Source organism: Micromonospora profundi (assembly GCF_011927785.1).
Classification (GTDB): Bacteria; Actinomycetota; Actinomycetes; order Mycobacteriales; family Micromonosporaceae; genus Micromonospora; species Micromonospora profundi.
The window spans coordinates 6,155,773-6,172,375 of the sequence record NZ_JAATJK010000001.1; the positions used below are offsets into that span (position 1 = coordinate 6,155,773).

Consider the following 16,603-nt stretch of genomic DNA (forward strand, 5'->3'; position numbering starts at 1 on the left):
GCTGGTAAGGCCGGGGTACCGAAACGCGATCGGGGGGACACCCCCCAGGTGTCCCCCCGACGCGGGCCGGCAGCCATCCCCTAGCTGCCGACCTCCCCCACGGAGGCCGCCGGCGGCGTGAGCGCGGCGGCCTCCCCCTCATAGGAGAAAGCAAGCGTCGCGGTGATCGTGGCGAACAGCTCGAACAACTCCTTCGCCTCCGCGATGTTCGGGCTGGAACCGGTTACCACCAGCACGTTCGCGGTGCCCGGCAGCGGTACGACGGTGTGCATCACGGCGCAGCGCATTGTGGCGCCGTCCTGGGTCACGTTCTGAATGCCGTGGACCCGGCCGACGGTGCCGATCGCGGGGATCTGTGCGGTGCTCACCCGACGCCAGGTCCCGTCGGCACGGACGGGCTGCACGACAGCTGTCAACGCGCCGAGGATGTCCCCGGTCGCGGGCGGGTTGACCACCGACACCAGCACCGTTGCGGTGAGCGGGCCGTCCTCGTACACCTGGAAGGTGCCGGCGGCGTGCACCGCGCCGGCGTTGCGAGCCTGCCGCACCGACCGGCGTAGCTGCTCGGCGTACTGACCCGCCTGCTGCTCGGTGAACCCAGCCTCGACGGCCCGCGTCCACACCTCGTTCGCCACCCGGTTCTCGCTCGCCTCGTCGTCGACCGAGAAGTCGACCCAGTCCTCCGGCGTACGCAACTCGAATCCGGTCGGGACAGTCGCTTCGGTCATCGACGTGACTCCTCCGCTTGTCAACTCGTCGCCCCCGCAGGGTTCTCCAGAGCGGCGACCGTCTGCTCGTCGGTTTCCCGGAACGCGTCGGCCACCGCCTTCGCGGCGTCGCGGACCCCGTCGAGGTCCTTGGCGATGACGTACCGTCCGTCACCCCACCGCTTCTCGAACTCGCGCGCGGCACCTTCCAACTCGCGCTGCCCGAGCGTGTCGACGACAGCGCCCATCGACCTGATCGACGCGCTGTCCATCAGCTCCTTGGTGCGTCGCAGCAGGTCGTGCACCCGCTCCAGTTCCCCACCGGGTACGTCGATCACGCTCATGCCGGCACCTCGGTGCCGAGCCTGATCCGCTCGCTCATCCCCGCTTCCCTTCCCGACCGGTCAACCACTTCCCGCCGTACACGGGCGGTCGGGCGGATTGGTTCAGCCGGGCTGAACCGATCCCGCATCCGCTACGTGTGCGAGTCGGCTTCCGGCGTCGACCGGAGCGGCGGGACCGATCGGGTGCGATGGGGAGGTTGGGCATGACGCGTCCAGGGGACGCCGAGTGGTCGGTGTTGCAACTCGACTCCGATCCGGTGCCGGGTGATCCGGAGTCCTTCGCGGAGATCACGCGGGCCTACCAGGAGCTGGCCACCGCCACCCGGGAGGCGCACGACCTGCTGGCCTCCGGCGGCCGGATCGACGTGGGCCAGGGCAAGGCGATGGAGGCGTTCAAGGATCTGGTCGGGCAACTGCCGGGTCGGCTGGACCGGATGGCGCATTCCTACTCCACCGCCGCGGAGACGTACCTGAGGTATCTGCCGTCCCTTGAGGAGGCGCAGACGATGTCGCTGCGTGCCCTGGAGCAGGCGCGGCAGGCCGCCGGTGACCAGGGCGCGGCGCAGGCGGCACTGGTCTCGGCGCAGGCGGCGCTCACCGGGCTCGGTGCGGATCCGGAGGCGGGCCAGGTCGCCAGGGACGAGGCGACCGACGAGGCCACCGCTGCGCAGAACCGCGCCGACGACGCTCAGCAGGCCATCGACCAGGCGAAGGCGTTGCTGGGTCAGGCCACCGCGCTGCGCGACCAGGCGGCTCGGACGGCAGCCGAGACGTTGCGGCAGTTGGCGAAGGACGCTCCGCAGCGGTCGCTCTGGGAGAAGATCGTCGAGGCGTTCGAGGCGTTCATCGACTTCCTCCGCAGCACCGTCATCGAGTGGATCACCACAATCCTGGACGTGATCGCGACGATCGCGTCGTTCATCTTCCCGCCACTCGGCGCGGCAATCGGGATGCTCTCCGGCGCGATCGACCTCGCCGCCACGGCGCTGTCCGGGGACCCTGCCGCGATCGGGTTGGCCGCTGGCGGTCTGGCCCTCGGCCTGGTCCCGGGCGGCCGCATCGCCTCACGGGTCATGAAGTTCGCCGCCAAGGGCACGATCAAAGACGGCGTCAAGGCTGGCACCAGACAACTCACCAACACGAAAAGCCCCGACGCGACGAGCTATGGCCCAGGGAAGATGATCAAGGGTGCATTCGTGTCCGTCGGGCAGAACCTGAACGACCTAAGCAACGTTGTGTCGGCACGGTTGAGACCCCGACCCCCGGTGAACGAGAGCACCATCGTCGGCAAGAACAGTTGGGGCATCAGGACGACTTTCGACCTCAAGGAGGTCCGGGCCGACCCGGTTCTCGACGCTCACGGCCGGCAAGTCGGTGTGAGTTTTCCGTTGAGCGACCGCGACAGGCAGAGCCGCAAAGAGTGGGCGGCCATCGGGACCAACCTCGCCACCGGCCGATACGAGGGCCCGGACCTGGCCCCCGACGGTCGAAAAGTTTTCAAGAGCGCGCCTGGCCTCATGCCAGCTGAGGCGGCGGGTAAGTCGCGCAACGGGCCAGCGCCGGAATTCGAGTTCGATCAGCTTCGTCGCGCGCCCTGGGACGGGGAAGCGAACGACCCAATTCTTGTCATGGCGCACAGCGGTCCGAAGGACGTTGGGCTGCAGCTGAGCAACGGCAAGGTGGTCAACGTACCGGGTGGGGAATTCGCCAAGGTGCTACACCACAACACGGTGTTCCAGAGCGCGACCGGGGCTAACCCCGGCAGTTCAATCACCATGATCGCCTGCAAATTCGCTGCGCCGGATGGCAGCGCCGCCCCAGAGTTCAGCCGGGTGATGCGTGACCTCGGCAATGATCGGCAGATCTACGCCGCGACCGACACCGTGTGGACCACTCGCGCAAATGATTTCGGCAACACACTCAATCCCAACGTCATGAGCGGGGATTTCGCCACCATTGCGGTCTCCAACAGCGGAAAGTTCCGCCCGCTGGTCTCTCCAGCTGACCTGCCCCCTCCGCGGCTTCCCGACTTGGACTTGGGCGAGCAACTGCCCGACTTCAGCCGGTAAGCGTCTGCGGACAGAGCTAATGAACAGTAGACAGGACAGAAGGAAGGATCGTCCATGGGCGCATTCGTCGAATTAAAGCCGAGCGGTTCTTTCAAGGGGGCGGCCAGGTGAGCAAACAGGACGAAACTGGTTTTGAGCGTAACTGGATGCTGCTGCTGGACAGTGACTGGTCGCCGCCACCGGAGGCTGACGACCGGTCCCGGGCGGTACCGCCGGTGGAGTCGATCGTCGGCGGTTGGCTCGTCAACGACGAGGGAACGGTTGAGGCCTTCGAGCCCAACCCGCTCTATCTGCCCGTCGGCGAGGACGCGCCGACCGGACCTGTCGATGCGGCGGCGAAGCTGGTCGTGGCAGGGCGTGCCGAGCCGAGCATTGTGGTGCTCGCGATACGTGACAGCCTGGTCGAGGTCGCGGTCGACGACGAGGAACGCGTCATCGTGGCCCCCGCTCCCGACGGGGTGCCGTGTGTGTGGGTCACCACGGGGGCGGCGGACCAGCTTCGGGTGTCAGCACCAGGCTGGCTGCGGGTCAGTAGCGCCGAGTTGGTGGAGCTGCTACCCGAGGACGTCGACGTGCTGCTCAACCCGGGCGGTTCCGCCTCGATGCGGCTGTTCGCCAACGTGCTGCGCGAGGCCGTCGTCGGAGCGAACGAGCCCGGCGAATCCTGGGCGGGCGCGGAGCTTTCTACGGATCCGGGGCCGAGATGAACCCGTCGGTTCCGAGTGCGTGTTCGGCTCGGCCGAATCCACGCCTGCGGCTCATCAGTGCGAGTTACGGCTTCGCCGTGAGCGGGGTATTCGTGCGGCGGCTGCTCCGTACCGCCTTTGCCTGTGCGTCGCGCACGGCGGGGGGCGGGTTGCTGGCCGTCGCTGCTGTGTTCCTGCTCCTGCCGCTGAGTGTAGGCACGGCGAGCGCCGTCGAGCCGTCGGCGCCGTACTGGGTGGTGCCTGGAGAACCAGGCGCGGTGAGCGACCTGACGCTGCCCGGGGTCGCCGACCGGGTGCTCGGCGACAGTCAGCGCTGGCCGGAGATTTTGGAGCTCAACCAGGGGCGTATCCAGCCGGACGGCGGCGCGCTCACGGACCCGGCTCAGCCGATCCGCGCCGGCTGGGTGTTCGTCCTGCCCGAGGGCGCGACCTCCGGTGAGATCCGGGTCGGCACGCCGCCGGCGGCCAGGCCAAACGAAGGGCAGCCCGAGGCACCACCTGTCGACCGACCACCGCCGGTGGCGGACGGCGGCGGGATGCTGGGGCTCCGACCGGTCACAGCCACCTTGGTCGGTGTCGGCACGGTGCTGCTGACGCTCGCCGTGCCGATGCTGATCATGCTGGTCCGGCGACGCCGCGCGGCCGTGGCGGCGCGACCGGCCCCGACCCCGGGCTCACGGCAGGTTCTGGACCGCGCCCTGCGGCAGCTCACCGCGCAGGCCGCCCAGGCCAAGGTGTACGCGGCGCTGATCGGTCCGGAGCAGGTCTCACTGCGGCTGGCACCCGCGCTGCCGGACGCGCCGCCTCCGTGGCGGGCGCGGGAGCAGGGTGCGATCTGGGAGGCGCCGAGCTGGCAGTTCGACGAGAGCGTCGACGCGGGCGACGGGTTGCCGCTGCTGGCCACCGTCGGCACGGTCGAGGGCGAGTTGGCAGTGGTCAACCTGGGCCGCGCGCCGGGAATCGTCGCGCTCACCGGGGATCCGGTAGCTGCCATGCGCACAGCCCGAGCCTTCCTCGACGAGATCGGCTGGCACGCCGCAGCCGCGTCCCTCACGGTCAGTGTGGTAGGCCCGCCGTCGCCCATGTGGCCGCCATCGGAGCAGGTACGGGTCGTTCCCGACGCGCGTTCGGTCCTGACGTCGCCCGGTGACGGCGCGACCGGTCAGCCCGACGTGCTGCACGACCACCTGGTGCTTGTCACCACCACGCTTCCGCAGGCGGAGCTGGAGCAGCTCGGCGCGCTTGCGGCCGCCTCGGTCGGTACGGCGGCGGTAGTGGTCGTCGGCGACGTACCGAACGCCGCCTGGCGGTTCGAGGTCGATGCCGACGGGACGCTCGACGTCGGTGTGCTGGGGCTCGACCTCGACAGCCCGGCACCGAGTGGTCGGCTCGTCCCGAACCTGCGCCGCTGACCCGTCTTCCCCGCCCGGACACGTCGATCGATTGGTGTGACGATGATGGCACTCACCCCCCGTACCCTGGCCGGTTCCCTCGCGCTGACGCTCGCGCTCCTGGCCTCCGGGTGCACCACCACTGTCACCGACCCGGTCGGCGCACCGCAGCCGGAGGCCGGCGGGCCGGGGCCGCAGCCAAACGCGGCGCAGAGCTCGCAGGGGTCCGCCGCGCCGGACGACCTGGGGCAGCGCAGCCGGGACGGGGGTTACTGGCCGGCGTCGGTGCAGCTCGGCGAACACCCGGAACTCGGCCCTGTGGTTCTCGACGGGCAGGGCTTCACGCTCTACCGGTTCGACCGGGACAACGCCGCACCCTCGCAGTCGAACTGCACGGAGAGTTGCCTGACCCGGTGGCTGCCGGTGCTGGTGAACGAAAAGGTGAAGTTCAAGGATCTTGACCCGTCCCGGCTCGGCGCAGCGGCCCGTCCCGATGGAACCCAGCAGGTGACGGTGGGCGGGTGGCCGGCCTACCGCTTCGTGGACGACCGGGTGCCCGGCCAGATCTCCGGACAGGGTGCCGACGGGCTCTGGTTCGTCGTCGCTCCGGACGGAGGCAAGGCCGCCGCACCGATCGGCCAAAACGGCGAAAGTTCACCCAGGTGAGCATAGAAACACATGCGCTCCGGGCTGCCGGTTTTCGCAAGTACGGCAGGCATCCTGGTGACCCGGATGCGCCGGTGGCCACGCCAGCGCAGGGTCAGCAGAGGACGGTAAGAATGGCGGGGCTGAGACCCGTTCGCCAACGGGAAGTAGCGGACGAGGCGTTGGTCCGAACGCTCTACGAAGAGCACGGCCGGGCGATGCTCGCGTACGCGACGCAGTTGACCCGCGACCGTGCTGCCGCGGAAGACATCGTCCAGGAAGCGCTGGTGCGAGCCTGGCGCCACCCGGACAGCCTGGTCAACGGCAAGGGGTCGGTACGGGGGTGGCTGCTCACCGTTGTTCGTAACCTCTTCACCGACTCCGTGCGCGCCCGGAAGGCGCGGCCGCCGGAGGTGCCGGAGAGCCCGACAGACGTCGCGGTCGAGCGGGACCACGCCGACCAGGTGGTCAATTCGATGGTGGTGGTGGACGCTCTCAACCGCCTCTCGCAGGAGCACCGCGAGGTCCTTGAGCAGGTATACCTACTCGGGAGTACAGTCGCGGAAGCCGCGAAGGCGCTGGGTATCCCGCCAGGCACGGTCAAGTCACGCTCCTACTACGCACTCCGTGCGTTACGCGACAGCGCGGGACGCTCGACCGGGGTGGAACGGTCTGCCTCATGAAATCGGACAGCTTGATGCCGGCCGGTGACCACGTGGACATCGGCGGCTACCTGACGGGCGAGCTCGACCCCGAGCAGCTCCGGCAGGCGGAGGAGCACCTGGCGGGCTGCGCGGAGTGCCGCACCGAGGTCGAGTCCCTCAAGGAGTGGCAGACCGCGCTCGAAGCCGTACCCGAGGCGATGTTGCTCGACGGCCCGCCGGAGGGCGGCGACCTGCTGTTGCAGCGGACCCTGCGCCAGGTGCGCAGCGAATCGGCCGGGCATCGCCAGCGCCGCGGGATGCTCCTGAGCGCCGCCGCTGTGGTGGCTCTCGCCGCCGCGACCGCTGGCGGCGTCCTGCTCGGCCGCAGCACCGGTGACGCGCCTGACACGCGTGCGCTGCCGACCCCGCCCGCCCCGTCGACAGCGGTGTCCGCCGCCAACCCCGCCACCCGGTACGCCAGCACGACCGACCAGGGCACGGGTGCCCGACTCACCGTCGCGGTGGTCCCGGCGGCTGGCTGGGTGCGTGTCAACGCTGCGGTGTCCGGGATCCCGCAGGGGGAACGCTGCCGGTTGCTGGTCCTCGGCAAGGACGGAAGTACGGTGGTGGCGGGCAGTTGGCTGGTGTCCGAAGACGGGGCGGCCGGGGGCACCACGCTCGATGGCAGCGCCCTGATCGACCCCGCCCAGGTCGACGGTGTGCGTGTGGAGAACACCGACGGCAAGACGTACGCCGTCGCGAAGCTGTAGCCGGGCGGACCCGTGCCGTGGCCCAGCGCCCGGCCCATCGGCTCTGCGCCCATGTTGTGAGACCTCATCTTTCGTCGCCCTCGCGGCGGCGAGGCGCGGGCACGGCACCTCGATCGGCAAAGGTCGACAGGGCGCATGCCGGCCACGGCTCGACCGGTACGAAAACGGGTGTGCCCCCCGGCAAGGAGCCGGGGGGCACACCCGTTTGTCGAGCTGGGACCGTCGGTCAGTTGAAGCGGACCGAGACGACGGCCTCGTCGAAGCCGATCGTCGCCAGGTCGGCGACGTCCCCGTCGATGACCTGGGACCGGCCCGTGCAGTCGCGACCCGCCCAGATCTTCAGCGAGCCGAGGGCCGCGACGGAGGAGGCAACGCCCGGACGGGCCAGGTTCTGGCACCCGTTGCCGGCCACGCCCTGCGAGGCGCCGTTGTCGCTGAAGTTGGCCTCGTCGAAGAAGACGGCGCTGGTGGCGGGCGGAGCGGTTCCGTTACCGGTGCCCGGGGTTTCCTGACCGCCCTCCGGCGCGCCGGCCTTGCCACCGGCCGGGGTTACGCCGAACCAGGTGCCTCCGACGCCCTGACCGAGGGTGTCCCCACGCTTGGTGTCCTTGGCGAAGCGGTACACCGGCCATCCGCCGATGGTGACCTGCCGCGTGCCGTCGGCGCGCCGGACCGTACCGACCTTTGACTTCTTGATCCCCGCGATGAAGATCTTGCCGCCCGGTGCCACCGTGACCGGCGGCCAGGTCTGGGCACACTCGCCGTTGCAGGTCGAGGTGGGCGGGTTGTTGCTGTCCTTGTCGAAGCGGTAGAGCGTCAGTCCCGCACCGTTGACGACCACCGGGTTGAGGTCGCCTGCCCGGCTCGCTGTCAACTGGACCCACCGTTGCGCCGACTGCCGGGCCGCGCCCGCCGCGACACCGCCGTTCGGCACCGCCCAGTCACCGGTGTTGGCTGCCGAGTTGTTCGACTTCGCGGTGCCGGAGAGCAGCGCGAGGTCGCCGCCCACAGCGTCGTTCGCGGGTGCCGTGGCCTCGCCACCGGCCGGTGCGGACGCCCTCGCCGGGGCAGGCGCCTCGGGGGTCGAACTGCACGCCGACAACGCCACCGTGCCGGCCGCCATGACGGCGACGAGGGGCACCAGGTGCTTGCGCATCATTTTCGGGATCTCCCAGGTTCTCTCCGCTTCCAGTACGTCCGGAAGCCGTTCGGCATCCACACGGACCTCACTCGGAATCGGTTCAGCCGACTTCGGCCCTGACTACCTCCGGCGCCTCAGCGGAGAGTCACCGCACGAACACTATTGAGGTGCAGTGATAGATCCACTAAGTTCGATCACAGTCCAGCTTCGACGTTCCCGGAGGGTGACCCCATCGCACACATCGATCTAGGGGTGGACGAGACCGAACTCCCCGGCATCCGTGGCCCCCTGCGCTTCCGGCCCGAGACCGGCGGACCGTTGCTTGAGCTGGTTGAGGTGCTGCTACGCGGGCCGCACCCCCTCTCACCGGGGGAGCGGGAGTTGATCGCCGCGTACGTCTCCGGTCGCAACGAGTGCACCTACTGCTGCTCGGCGCACTCGGCGTACGCGGCGGCGCAGCTCGACGAGGGCATGACCCTTGTCGACCAGGTGCGCGCCGATCCGGACAGCGCCCCGATCTCCGCGAAACTGCGCGCACTGCTGCGCATCGCCGGTGCCGTCCAGGTCAGTGGCCGGGAGGTCACCTCCGAAATGGTCGCGGCGGCCCGTGCCGAGGGCGCCACGGATCTGGAGATCCACGACACGGTGCTCATCGCGGCGGCCTTTTGCATGTTCAACAGGTACGTCGACGGCCTCGGCACGCAGCCGGCGGCCGACCCGCTGTGGTACGCGCAAGCGTCCGACCGCATCGTCAACATCGGTTACCGCCAGGTCGTCTGACGACGACGATCCCGGCGTCACCGCACCGAGCCCTGCCCACCTACGAGCAGAACCCGGAGTTGCAGGCAATGGCACACATCGACCTGGGCGTGGACGAGACCGAGTTTCCCGGGGTCCGGGGCCTGATGAAGTACCGGCCGGTGACCGGGAAGCCGATGATGGAGCTGGCCGAAACCCTGCTGCGTGGGCCGCTGAGTCTGCCGACGGCTGATCGGGAGTTGATCGCCGCGTACGTCTCCGGTCGCAACGAGTGCACCTACTGCTGCTCGGCGCACTCGGCATTCGCGGCGGCCCTGCTCGACGAGGGCATGACGGTTGTCGACCAGGTACGCGCCGATGTGGACACTGCCCCGGTCGGCGCGAAACTGTGCGCTCTGCTGCACATCGCCGGGGCCGTGCAGCGCAGCGGCCGCGAGGTCACCCCCGAGTTGGTCGAGGCGGCCCGCACCGAGGGCGCCACCGACGAGGAGATCCACGACACGGTGCTGATCGCGGCGGCCTTCTGCATGGTCAACAGGTACGTCGACGGCCTGGGCACGTTCGCCCCGAGTGATCCGAAGTTCTACGACGAGGCGGCCCAAAGGATCACCAGCGTCGGCTACCGCAACATGGCCTGAGCGCTCTTGTCGATCCGCGCCCGGGCGGCCGAGGGCGGCAACAGTCGTACCCATGGACCGGTTTGTTGTTTGGTAGCGCCATGATGCGTGCGTGAACATGTGGCGACGACGCTCGTCGGTCTGGGCGAACCTCGGTTGCGTGTTGCTGGTGGTGGCCGGAGGCGCATTGCTGTGGCTGCCGTTCCACACCCAGTTCGAGCTGGACGACTGGGCAGCCGAGCTGAGGACGAGGGGCGTGCCGGCGCGGGCGGTCGTCGACGACCGCGTGACGAAGGAAGGCGGCAATCGGGAGAGCCCGTCCACCACAATGTATTTCCGGTACGACCTGTCCGGCCGGACGTACGAGCAGGAGGTCGGCTGCGTCGAGGTGTGCCGGTCAGCCGGAGACGAGGTGTCGATCTGGGTGAACCCCGCCGACCCTGGGGACTTTGTCACGGACTTCGGCCAGCTCAGCGGGCACCGCGGTCGCGTGCAGGGAGTGCTGGGGGCCGTGGGGTTTGGGATCCTGGTCCTTGCGGTTCCGCTGCTGCTGTCACGAGTTCCGTTCCGCCGGTGGTTTCCTCGGCGTACCCGGCGCCGGCCTGTCGCGCTGGTACGGGGTGGCGGCAGATTCACGGGCCGCTCCAAGCACAAGGGGTACGGCCGGCGTTGACAACGCCGGCGGGAAGGTGAACCTCTACCGTCCGTCCTGTCCACAGGTGGAAAGCGGACGGAAGGGCGATGGCAAGGATGTGTTGCCAAGCTTTGCGGCATCGAGTCGAAGGCGGTCCGTAGTTCGCAGGGCACCGCCAGGAACGCTTGAGCTGTGAAGGGGTGAACCATGATCCGTATGATCGAGAACATCGGATACAAGGCGCTTTCGCGTCTTGTTCCGACCGCCTCGGCCTCCGCGTACAACTGCCTTTGCGAGGCCAATTCCTGGTGGCGCAGCATGGGAAAGATTTGTTACTGCACGCCGGACTGCAAGTCGGTCAAGTGCTACTGGGGATAGTGGCCGGTAGCCGGAACAGGTAGGAGACGGCCGAACTCCGTGCACGATCAAGTGCGGGGGCGTGTGACACACGTGGACGGGTGGTGAGCAGTGCGCTCACCACCCGTTCGGCTGCTTGGGGTTGAGCCGGGGTCAGAGCTCGTCGGCTGCTCGGCGGCGGTCCGCCTCGGCGTCCGCCGCACCGACCGGGGTGCCGTCGTTGTCGCGGTGGGCGCGGGACAGGTCCACGTCCGCTCCGGCTCGGGCGGCGTCGGCCGCAGCGTCGTCCGCTCCGACGACGGTCCCGCCAGCCTCGTGGCCGGCGTCGTCGATCAGTCGTTCAGGCGCGGCCAGCCCGATGGGTGCATATCTGGGGTCGGTCATCTCGATCCCTCCTTGGGTCACGGCTACCCCTATTCGCTACCCAGGTTGGAGCCGGGCACACACATAGGCGTACACATCGACGAGTATCGACGTATGGTGATTGGGTCACCTTTCCTCTCCGAAGGGGCTGCCATGATCCCGTCAGCTCTCCCCGTACCCCGGCTTGGCAGCCGCCTCGCCGTGCTGGTCGCAGCTATCGCGGTGGTCGCGGCCGGCGGCGCGGTGGTGACCGCGCGCCCGTCGGACGCCGCGCCGCCCGGTGCCGCGGTCCCTCTGGCCGCCGCCACCCCGACCGTCCCACCGGCCGCCTACCCCAACCCGGGAGTGGTGACGGGCAACGTCGGCGTGCACGACCCGACGATTGTGCGCCGGCCCACCGGCGGCTATCTGCTGGCGCATACCGGCGACAACATCGCCCTGAAGACCTCCACCGACCGGACCGCGTTCCGCAATGCCGGCAGCGCGTTCCCCGGCGGTGCCCCGTGGACCACTGCGTACACCGGCGGCAGCCGCAACCTGTGGGCACCGGACCTCACCTACCGCGACGGCCGGTACTGGATGTACTACTCGGCCTCCACCTTCGGGTCCAACCGGTCGGCGATCTTCCTGGCGACAAGCACCACAGGTGAGTCCGGCAGTTGGACCAACCAGGGCCTGGTGATCGAGACCCGTACCTCGGACAACTTCAACGCCATCGACCCGAACCTGTTCGTCGACTCCGACGGCCGATGGTGGCTGAGCTTCGGCTCGTTCTGGTCCGGCATCAAACTGATCGCGCTCAACCCGACGACCGGTAAGCGCGCCGACAACACGATCCACAGCATCTCCGGCCGTGGCGGCGGCGCAATCGAGGCGCCGGTGATCGTCAAGCGCGGCTTCTGGTACTACCAGTGGGTGTCCTTCGACAGGTGCTGCCAGGGCGCCTCCAGCACGTACCGGGTCATGGTCGGCAGGTCGACAAGCGTCACCGGCCCGTACGTCGACCGCAACGGCACCCCGATGAACGCGGGCGGCGCGACCCAGGTGCTTGCCAGCCACGGCAGCATCCACGGCCCCGGTCACCAGGCCGTCATGGCGGACAGCGACGCCGACGTGCTCGTCTACCACTACTACGCGAACAACGGCACTTCGCTGCTCGGCATCAACCTCATCGGCTACGACACCGCCGGCTGGCCGTTCGTCTACTGAGAGGACAGCGCTGCGAGTATGTGGGGGCTGCGAAGAGTTCCGCGCGGCCGCGACGTTGGACTACCGACAGGACCGCTCGGAAGCTCCTCGACTTCGCTCTGATGGCGGCCGTCAGGTCACAACTGCAGAGCCGACGGTGAGCACGTGCGCACTGTCCACAGTCACCCTCAGCCGTTAGCATGGTGAGGTTCTTCAGCTGACGGGCTTCGATGTTGCCCGCCGCGGTCCCACGCCGGCCCAATCGGCCGTGCCGGATGGTGACTGCTGAGCACATGCGAACGGTAAGGAGATCAGGGCATGGGGGTTCCTGCCGGCTGGCCGGTGACACCGGCGGAACGTCCGCAGTGAGGTTCCTGCGCCGCTACGTGCCGCGAGAGCCACAGATCCGTACGCTGGCCATCGCCGCACTCGTGGACTCGATCGGTAGCGGGCTCTTCCTTGCTCTTCTTCCGGTCTTCGTGGTGACGGAGCTGCACGTTCCGGCCGTGCAGGTTGGCCTGGTGGTAGGGGCGGCCAGCGTGTTCGGGCTGGTGTCACCCTTCCCCGCCGGCCACCTGGCTGACCGGTTTGGCGCGGCCCCTGTCTGGAGTGGGCTGCTGGTCACCCGGGCGGCCTGCTACACCGGCTTCCTGTTCGTCGACTCGCTGGTGCAGTACGCGGTCATCGCGTGCCTCTGCACGATGCTCGATCGAGCCAGCGGCACGGTGCAACAGACCTACGTCGTGTGCCTCGCCGCCGGAAGCAACCGCTCCGAATCGATGGCAGCCCTACGGACGGTGAAGAACATCGGACTGAGCGTAGGTCTGGTGGGTGCCGGTGGCCTCATCGCGATTGGCGGCCGAGGGGCATTCCTGGCCGGCTTCGCGGTAAACGCCGCTTCGTACCTGGTGCTGCTGACCACGGTACGCACGATCGAACGTCGTCGACGCGCTGGAATGGCCACCGCCGCGCCTGCCCCGGTACAGCAGGCGGTGCCGGACTTGACCGCTTCCCCGAGCGCCGCCCACGGGGCCGGTCCACCACCCGTGCTCGGCGGCCCAGCATCACCGCTGCGTAATCGCGCGTACGTACTTCTCACGGCCGGAAACGCGATCCTCCTGCTGCACGACTCGGTACTTTTCACCCTCCTCCCACTCTGGGTGATCACCCGCACGTCGCTGCCGCACGGCTTGGTCGGCCCCCTGCTGGCACTGAACACCGTGCTCACCGTCGCCGTGCAGGTGCCGCTGACCCGCTGGTCCGATGGCGTCACGGCGGCCCGGCGGATGCTGCTGCTAGCGACGGTGCCGCTGTTGGGAGCGTGCGCGCTGTTCGCTGCGTCCGAGCCAGCGCCGCAGCTGGTGGCTATCCTCCTGGTCGCGGCGGCGGTGGTTCTGCTTACCGCCGGGGAGAACCTGCACACGGTGGGCGCATTCGAACTGGCGCACCAGTTGGCCCCGGACCGTTTCGCCGGAAGGTACCTCGGTCTGTTCAACGTCGGCGTGTCGGCGCAGATGGTGTTCGGGCCGCCGGTCATGACCGGGCTGGTACTGCGGGGCCCGCTGGGGTGGCTGGGCCTGGCCGCCGCGTTCGCGGCCGGAGCGGGTGCGCTGCTGGCCGGGGCACGCGACCCGGACAAGAACCAGACCCGCCTGGCACGTCGTTCGGACACCCCGCGGCGCTTCCGGTCGCGGCCGCCCAGCATCCCCGTTCCAGTCCCGACACCCGTCGCCGGCGCGAGTGCGCCGACGGTTGGGTCGACGTCGGAGCAGACCTGAAGGAGAGACGATGTCGGGCACCGAACACGTGCTGATCGTCGGCGGCGGCCGGGAGATTCCCCAGTTGCTGCGGCGGCATGGAGCTGGCAGTCGTACGTCGGTGCTGTGCCAGCTCCCTCTGCTGCCGAAGCTGCGTGACGTCGACGAGCACGAGCGTGTCATCGGGTTGCGTGCGGACGCCTCCGACGAGGAGTGGATCGTGGCGGCGCAGCAGGTTCACGGGGCCTCGCCCGTTACCCGCATCGCATCCTTCGGCGAGCGTGACCAGATTCGGCTGGCGGTGGTCGGCAGCGCTCTGGGGCTGTCCACGCACACTGCCGAGACGGTGGCGGCTGTGCACGACAAGCACCTGATGCGGCGGGTCCTCGCCGACGCGGGCGTGGAGAAGGTCGTGGCCGTCCGGCTCGACAACGAGGCGGCCGTCGTCGAGTGGGTGCGCGCGAATCCGGGCACCTGGGTCCTCAAACCCGTCGACGGTACGGCGAGCGCCGGGGTGGCGCTGGTCCGTAGTCATCGGGAGGCGGCGGCGGCCTACCAGCGCTGCGTGGCCACGGAGCACACTGGCCGACGCCACTCACCCGAGGTGCTTCTGGAGGAGTATCTGACCGGGCCGCAGGTGAGCGTCGAGTCGCTGTCCGAAGACGGCGAACACGTCGTCGTGGCATACACCGGGAAATACTCCGACCCGGCAACCTTCGTCGAGTTGGGGCACGTGGTGCCGGCTGTGATCGACGACGCCGCCCGCGCCGGACTTGCGGCGCACACCACCGAGGTACTCGACGCGCTCGGCGTACGCGACGGGACCTGTCACACCGAGTTCGTGCTCACACCCGACGGGCCTCGCACCATAGAAACCCACCTTCGGGTCGCCGGAGACGAGATCCCCTACCTGGTGCATGACGCGACCGGGGTGGACCTCATCGGGTGCGTGGTGCGGCAGACATTCGGCGAGCGGGTCCTACCTGAGGTTCGCCGTACGCTGGCGGCGACACCTGTTCGTCCGCAGGCGATCTGGTTCGGCACGGCGCCCTGTGCGGGCGAGGTGGATCGGTGGGAGGGGCTCGACGAGGCCCGCGCGGCAGGTCCGTCAGTGACGCTGACGGTGGAGGCCCACCCCGGCGATCGGGTGGTGCCGCTCGGAGACTCGCACTCCCGGGTGGTGTGGGCCCGTGCCGAAGGCGGGACCGCCGACGAGGCGCTGCGTCGCGCGTACACGGCCGTCGCCGCGTGTCGGTTGGTCGTGACCGTACCGACCGTGCCCGACGGCGGCGTCCAGACAGCCCTGTGACAGGTGGCAGGCCGTGCCCCGGCACCGGGTCACTCCGGGTGCCGTGCCGGGGCGTCGGCCGTGTCGCTCAGGAGAGGATGTCGCGGGTATCGAGTACGCCGAAGCGCTCCGGTCGGTACCAGCGGGCCTCACGGTCGGTGTCGGCGACCTGGTCGGCGACGTCGAGAACGAGCGCGAACAGGGCCATCCGGACGGGGATGCCGTTGTCGGTCTGCCGGAAAATCGCGAGCTCGGGACGGCTGTTGAGGTCGTCGGCGAGTTCGCTGGCCCCACCGCGGCTGTCGCGCGGGAGTGGGTGCATCAGCACGGTGCCGGGCCGGCACACCTTGTCGTACAAGGCGGCGTCGATCCTGAAGCGGTCCCCGTTGGCAGCGACGGTGCTGCCCTGCGGCAGACGCTCCTGCTGCACCCGCGTGGCGTAGATGACGTCCACGTCGCGGATGCCTTCGGCCAGGTTGTCGGTCAATTCGACGGTGTGCCCCTGCTGCCGTAGCTTGAGCACCAGTTCGTCCGGGATCTGTAGTTCCTCTGGCGCGACGCAGACGAACGTCAGCCCGCTCTCCAACGCCAGCAGCTTGGTGAGGCTGTGCACCGTCCGTCCGTAGCGGAGGTCGCCCACCACCGCGATCCGCATCCCGCCCAACCCGCCTGGATGTAGTCCCCGCTCGCGGCACAGCGTGTACAGGTCGAGTAGCGCCTGGGTGGGGTGTTCGCCCGGTCCGTCGCCACCATTGATCACGGGGACGTTGATTGCGGCGGCGAACTCCGCCACCGCACCCTCCTCCGGGTGCCGTACGACGAGAATGTCCATGTATCCGCTGACCACGCGGCTGGTGTCGTAGACCGACTCGCCTTTGGCCATCGAGGAGAAGGCGAACCCCGTGGTCTCGCGGACGTATCCGCCAAGACGGTTGAAGGCCGCCCCGAAGCTCAACCGCGACCGGGTACTCGGCTCGAAGAACAGGTTACCGAGCACCGCTCCCTCGAGCACCCGCGTCGACCGCTCCCGTCGCGCGTACGGCAGCATCCGGTCCGTCACCTCGAAGAGCCGCTGGATATGGGCCAGCTCGAACTGCTCCACGGTAAGAACGTGCGCCCCGGCGAACACCACTCGACCGCCTCCTGTCACCTGCCCGACGGCGGACCCATCGGGGCACTCGCCACCGTAGGAGCTTACCGAGGTCAGACGCCTGACCCGACG

Annotated in this window: 17 protein-coding genes; 12 read left to right on the plus strand and 5 right to left on the minus strand. The window is 69.1% G+C overall.

Annotated elements, in window-relative coordinates; all coding sequences use genetic code 11:
- Window positions 1-80 precede the first annotated feature (80 nt).
- Both F4558_RS27535 and F4558_RS27540 read right to left on the minus strand, forming a co-directional pair.
- The gene (locus F4558_RS27535) at window positions 81-728 is read right to left on the minus strand and encodes a hypothetical protein (protein WP_167946591.1); all 648 of its coding nucleotides are present in this window, start codon (window positions 726-728) and stop codon (window positions 81-83) included.
- A 20-nt stretch (window positions 729-748) separates the two neighbouring features.
- Window positions 749-1,051 (minus strand): hypothetical protein, encoded by a 303-nt coding sequence (locus F4558_RS27540; protein ID WP_053651425.1) that lies wholly within the window; start codon window positions 1,049-1,051, stop codon window positions 749-751.
- A 203-nt stretch (window positions 1,052-1,254) separates the two neighbouring features.
- On the opposite strand from F4558_RS27540, the gene F4558_RS27545 reads away from it, so the two are divergent.
- The 6 genes from F4558_RS27545 (at window position 1,255) to F4558_RS27570 (ending at window position 7,277) form a co-directional block, all read left to right on the plus strand.
- A complete protein-coding gene (locus tag F4558_RS27545; protein WP_053651423.1) occupies window positions 1,255-3,120 on the plus strand; it encodes a putative T7SS-secreted protein in 1,866 nt (621 codons plus the stop codon).
- 146 nt (window positions 3,121-3,266) lie between these two features.
- Window positions 3,267-3,827 carry a type VII secretion system-associated protein gene (locus F4558_RS27550; protein ID WP_053651421.1) on the plus strand — a complete coding sequence of 187 codons (561 nt, stop codon included), beginning with the start codon at window positions 3,267-3,269 and terminating at the stop codon, window positions 3,825-3,827.
- A gap of 77 nt (window positions 3,828-3,904) precedes the next feature.
- Window positions 3,905-5,239, plus strand: coding sequence for a LysM peptidoglycan-binding domain-containing protein (locus tag F4558_RS27555; RefSeq protein ID WP_167946595.1), 1,335 nt, complete (start codon window positions 3,905-3,907; stop codon window positions 5,237-5,239).
- Window positions 5,240-5,284: 45 nt separating this feature from the next.
- Window positions 5,285-5,884: a COG4315 family predicted lipoprotein gene (locus F4558_RS27560; RefSeq protein ID WP_167946597.1), complete on the plus strand. Its 600-nt coding sequence runs from the start codon at window positions 5,285-5,287 to the stop codon at window positions 5,882-5,884.
- A gap of 113 nt (window positions 5,885-5,997) precedes the next feature.
- Complete coding sequence (locus tag F4558_RS27565) at window positions 5,998-6,546, plus strand: sigma-70 family RNA polymerase sigma factor (protein WP_053651415.1); 549 nt, start codon at window positions 5,998-6,000, stop codon at window positions 6,544-6,546.
- A complete protein-coding gene (locus F4558_RS27570; protein WP_082377089.1) occupies window positions 6,543-7,277 on the plus strand; it encodes an anti-sigma factor family protein in 735 nt (244 codons plus the stop codon). The genes F4558_RS27565 and F4558_RS27570 overlap by 4 nt, the downstream gene beginning before the upstream one ends.
- Before the next feature lie 226 nt (window positions 7,278-7,503).
- On the opposite strand, the gene F4558_RS27575 is transcribed toward F4558_RS27570, so the two are convergent.
- A complete protein-coding gene (locus tag F4558_RS27575; protein ID WP_231639848.1) occupies window positions 7,504-8,496 on the minus strand; it encodes a hypothetical protein in 993 nt (330 codons plus the stop codon).
- A 153-nt stretch (window positions 8,497-8,649) separates the two neighbouring features.
- Here F4558_RS27575 and F4558_RS27580 point away from each other — a divergent pair, with 153 nt between their 5' ends.
- The 3 genes from F4558_RS27580 to F4558_RS27590 all read left to right on the plus strand — a co-directional run bounded on the left by F4558_RS27580 (window position 8,650) and on the right by F4558_RS27590 (window position 10,467).
- Entirely contained in the window at window positions 8,650-9,198 is a 549-nt protein-coding gene (locus F4558_RS27580; protein WP_053652292.1) for a carboxymuconolactone decarboxylase family protein, read from the plus strand.
- A gap of 68 nt (window positions 9,199-9,266) precedes the next feature.
- Window positions 9,267-9,815, plus strand: a complete 549-nt coding sequence (locus tag F4558_RS27585; RefSeq protein WP_053651413.1) for a carboxymuconolactone decarboxylase family protein — start codon at window positions 9,267-9,269, stop codon at window positions 9,813-9,815.
- Between the two features lie 97 nt (window positions 9,816-9,912).
- Entirely contained in the window at window positions 9,913-10,467 is a 555-nt protein-coding gene (locus tag F4558_RS27590; RefSeq protein WP_167947703.1) for a DUF3592 domain-containing protein, read from the plus strand.
- Between the two features lie 471 nt (window positions 10,468-10,938).
- On the opposite strand, the gene F4558_RS27595 is transcribed toward F4558_RS27590, so the two are convergent.
- Window positions 10,939-11,169 carry a hypothetical protein gene (locus F4558_RS27595; RefSeq protein ID WP_053651410.1) on the minus strand — a complete coding sequence of 77 codons (231 nt, stop codon included), beginning with the start codon at window positions 11,167-11,169 and terminating at the stop codon, window positions 10,939-10,941.
- Between the two features lie 132 nt (window positions 11,170-11,301).
- On the opposite strand from F4558_RS27595, the gene F4558_RS27600 reads away from it, so the two are divergent.
- The 3 genes from F4558_RS27600 to F4558_RS27610 all read left to right on the plus strand — a co-directional run bounded on the left by F4558_RS27600 (window position 11,302) and on the right by F4558_RS27610 (window position 15,402).
- Entirely contained in the window at window positions 11,302-12,357 is a 1,056-nt protein-coding gene (locus F4558_RS27600; RefSeq protein WP_209273421.1) for an arabinan endo-1,5-alpha-L-arabinosidase, read from the plus strand.
- A 344-nt stretch (window positions 12,358-12,701) separates the two neighbouring features.
- Entirely contained in the window at window positions 12,702-14,114 is a 1,413-nt protein-coding gene (locus F4558_RS27605; protein WP_167946601.1) for an MFS transporter, read from the plus strand.
- 10 nt (window positions 14,115-14,124) lie between these two features.
- On the plus strand, window positions 14,125-15,402 hold the full coding sequence (locus F4558_RS27610) for an ATP-grasp domain-containing protein (protein WP_167946603.1): 1,278 nt from the start codon (window positions 14,125-14,127) through the stop codon (window positions 15,400-15,402).
- 67 nt (window positions 15,403-15,469) lie between these two features.
- On the opposite strand, the gene pyrB is transcribed toward F4558_RS27610, so the two are convergent.
- A complete protein-coding gene (pyrB, locus tag F4558_RS27615) occupies window positions 15,470-16,483 on the minus strand; it encodes an aspartate carbamoyltransferase (protein ID WP_197281379.1) in 1,014 nt (337 codons plus the stop codon).
- Between the last annotated feature and the right edge of the window lie 120 nt (window positions 16,484-16,603).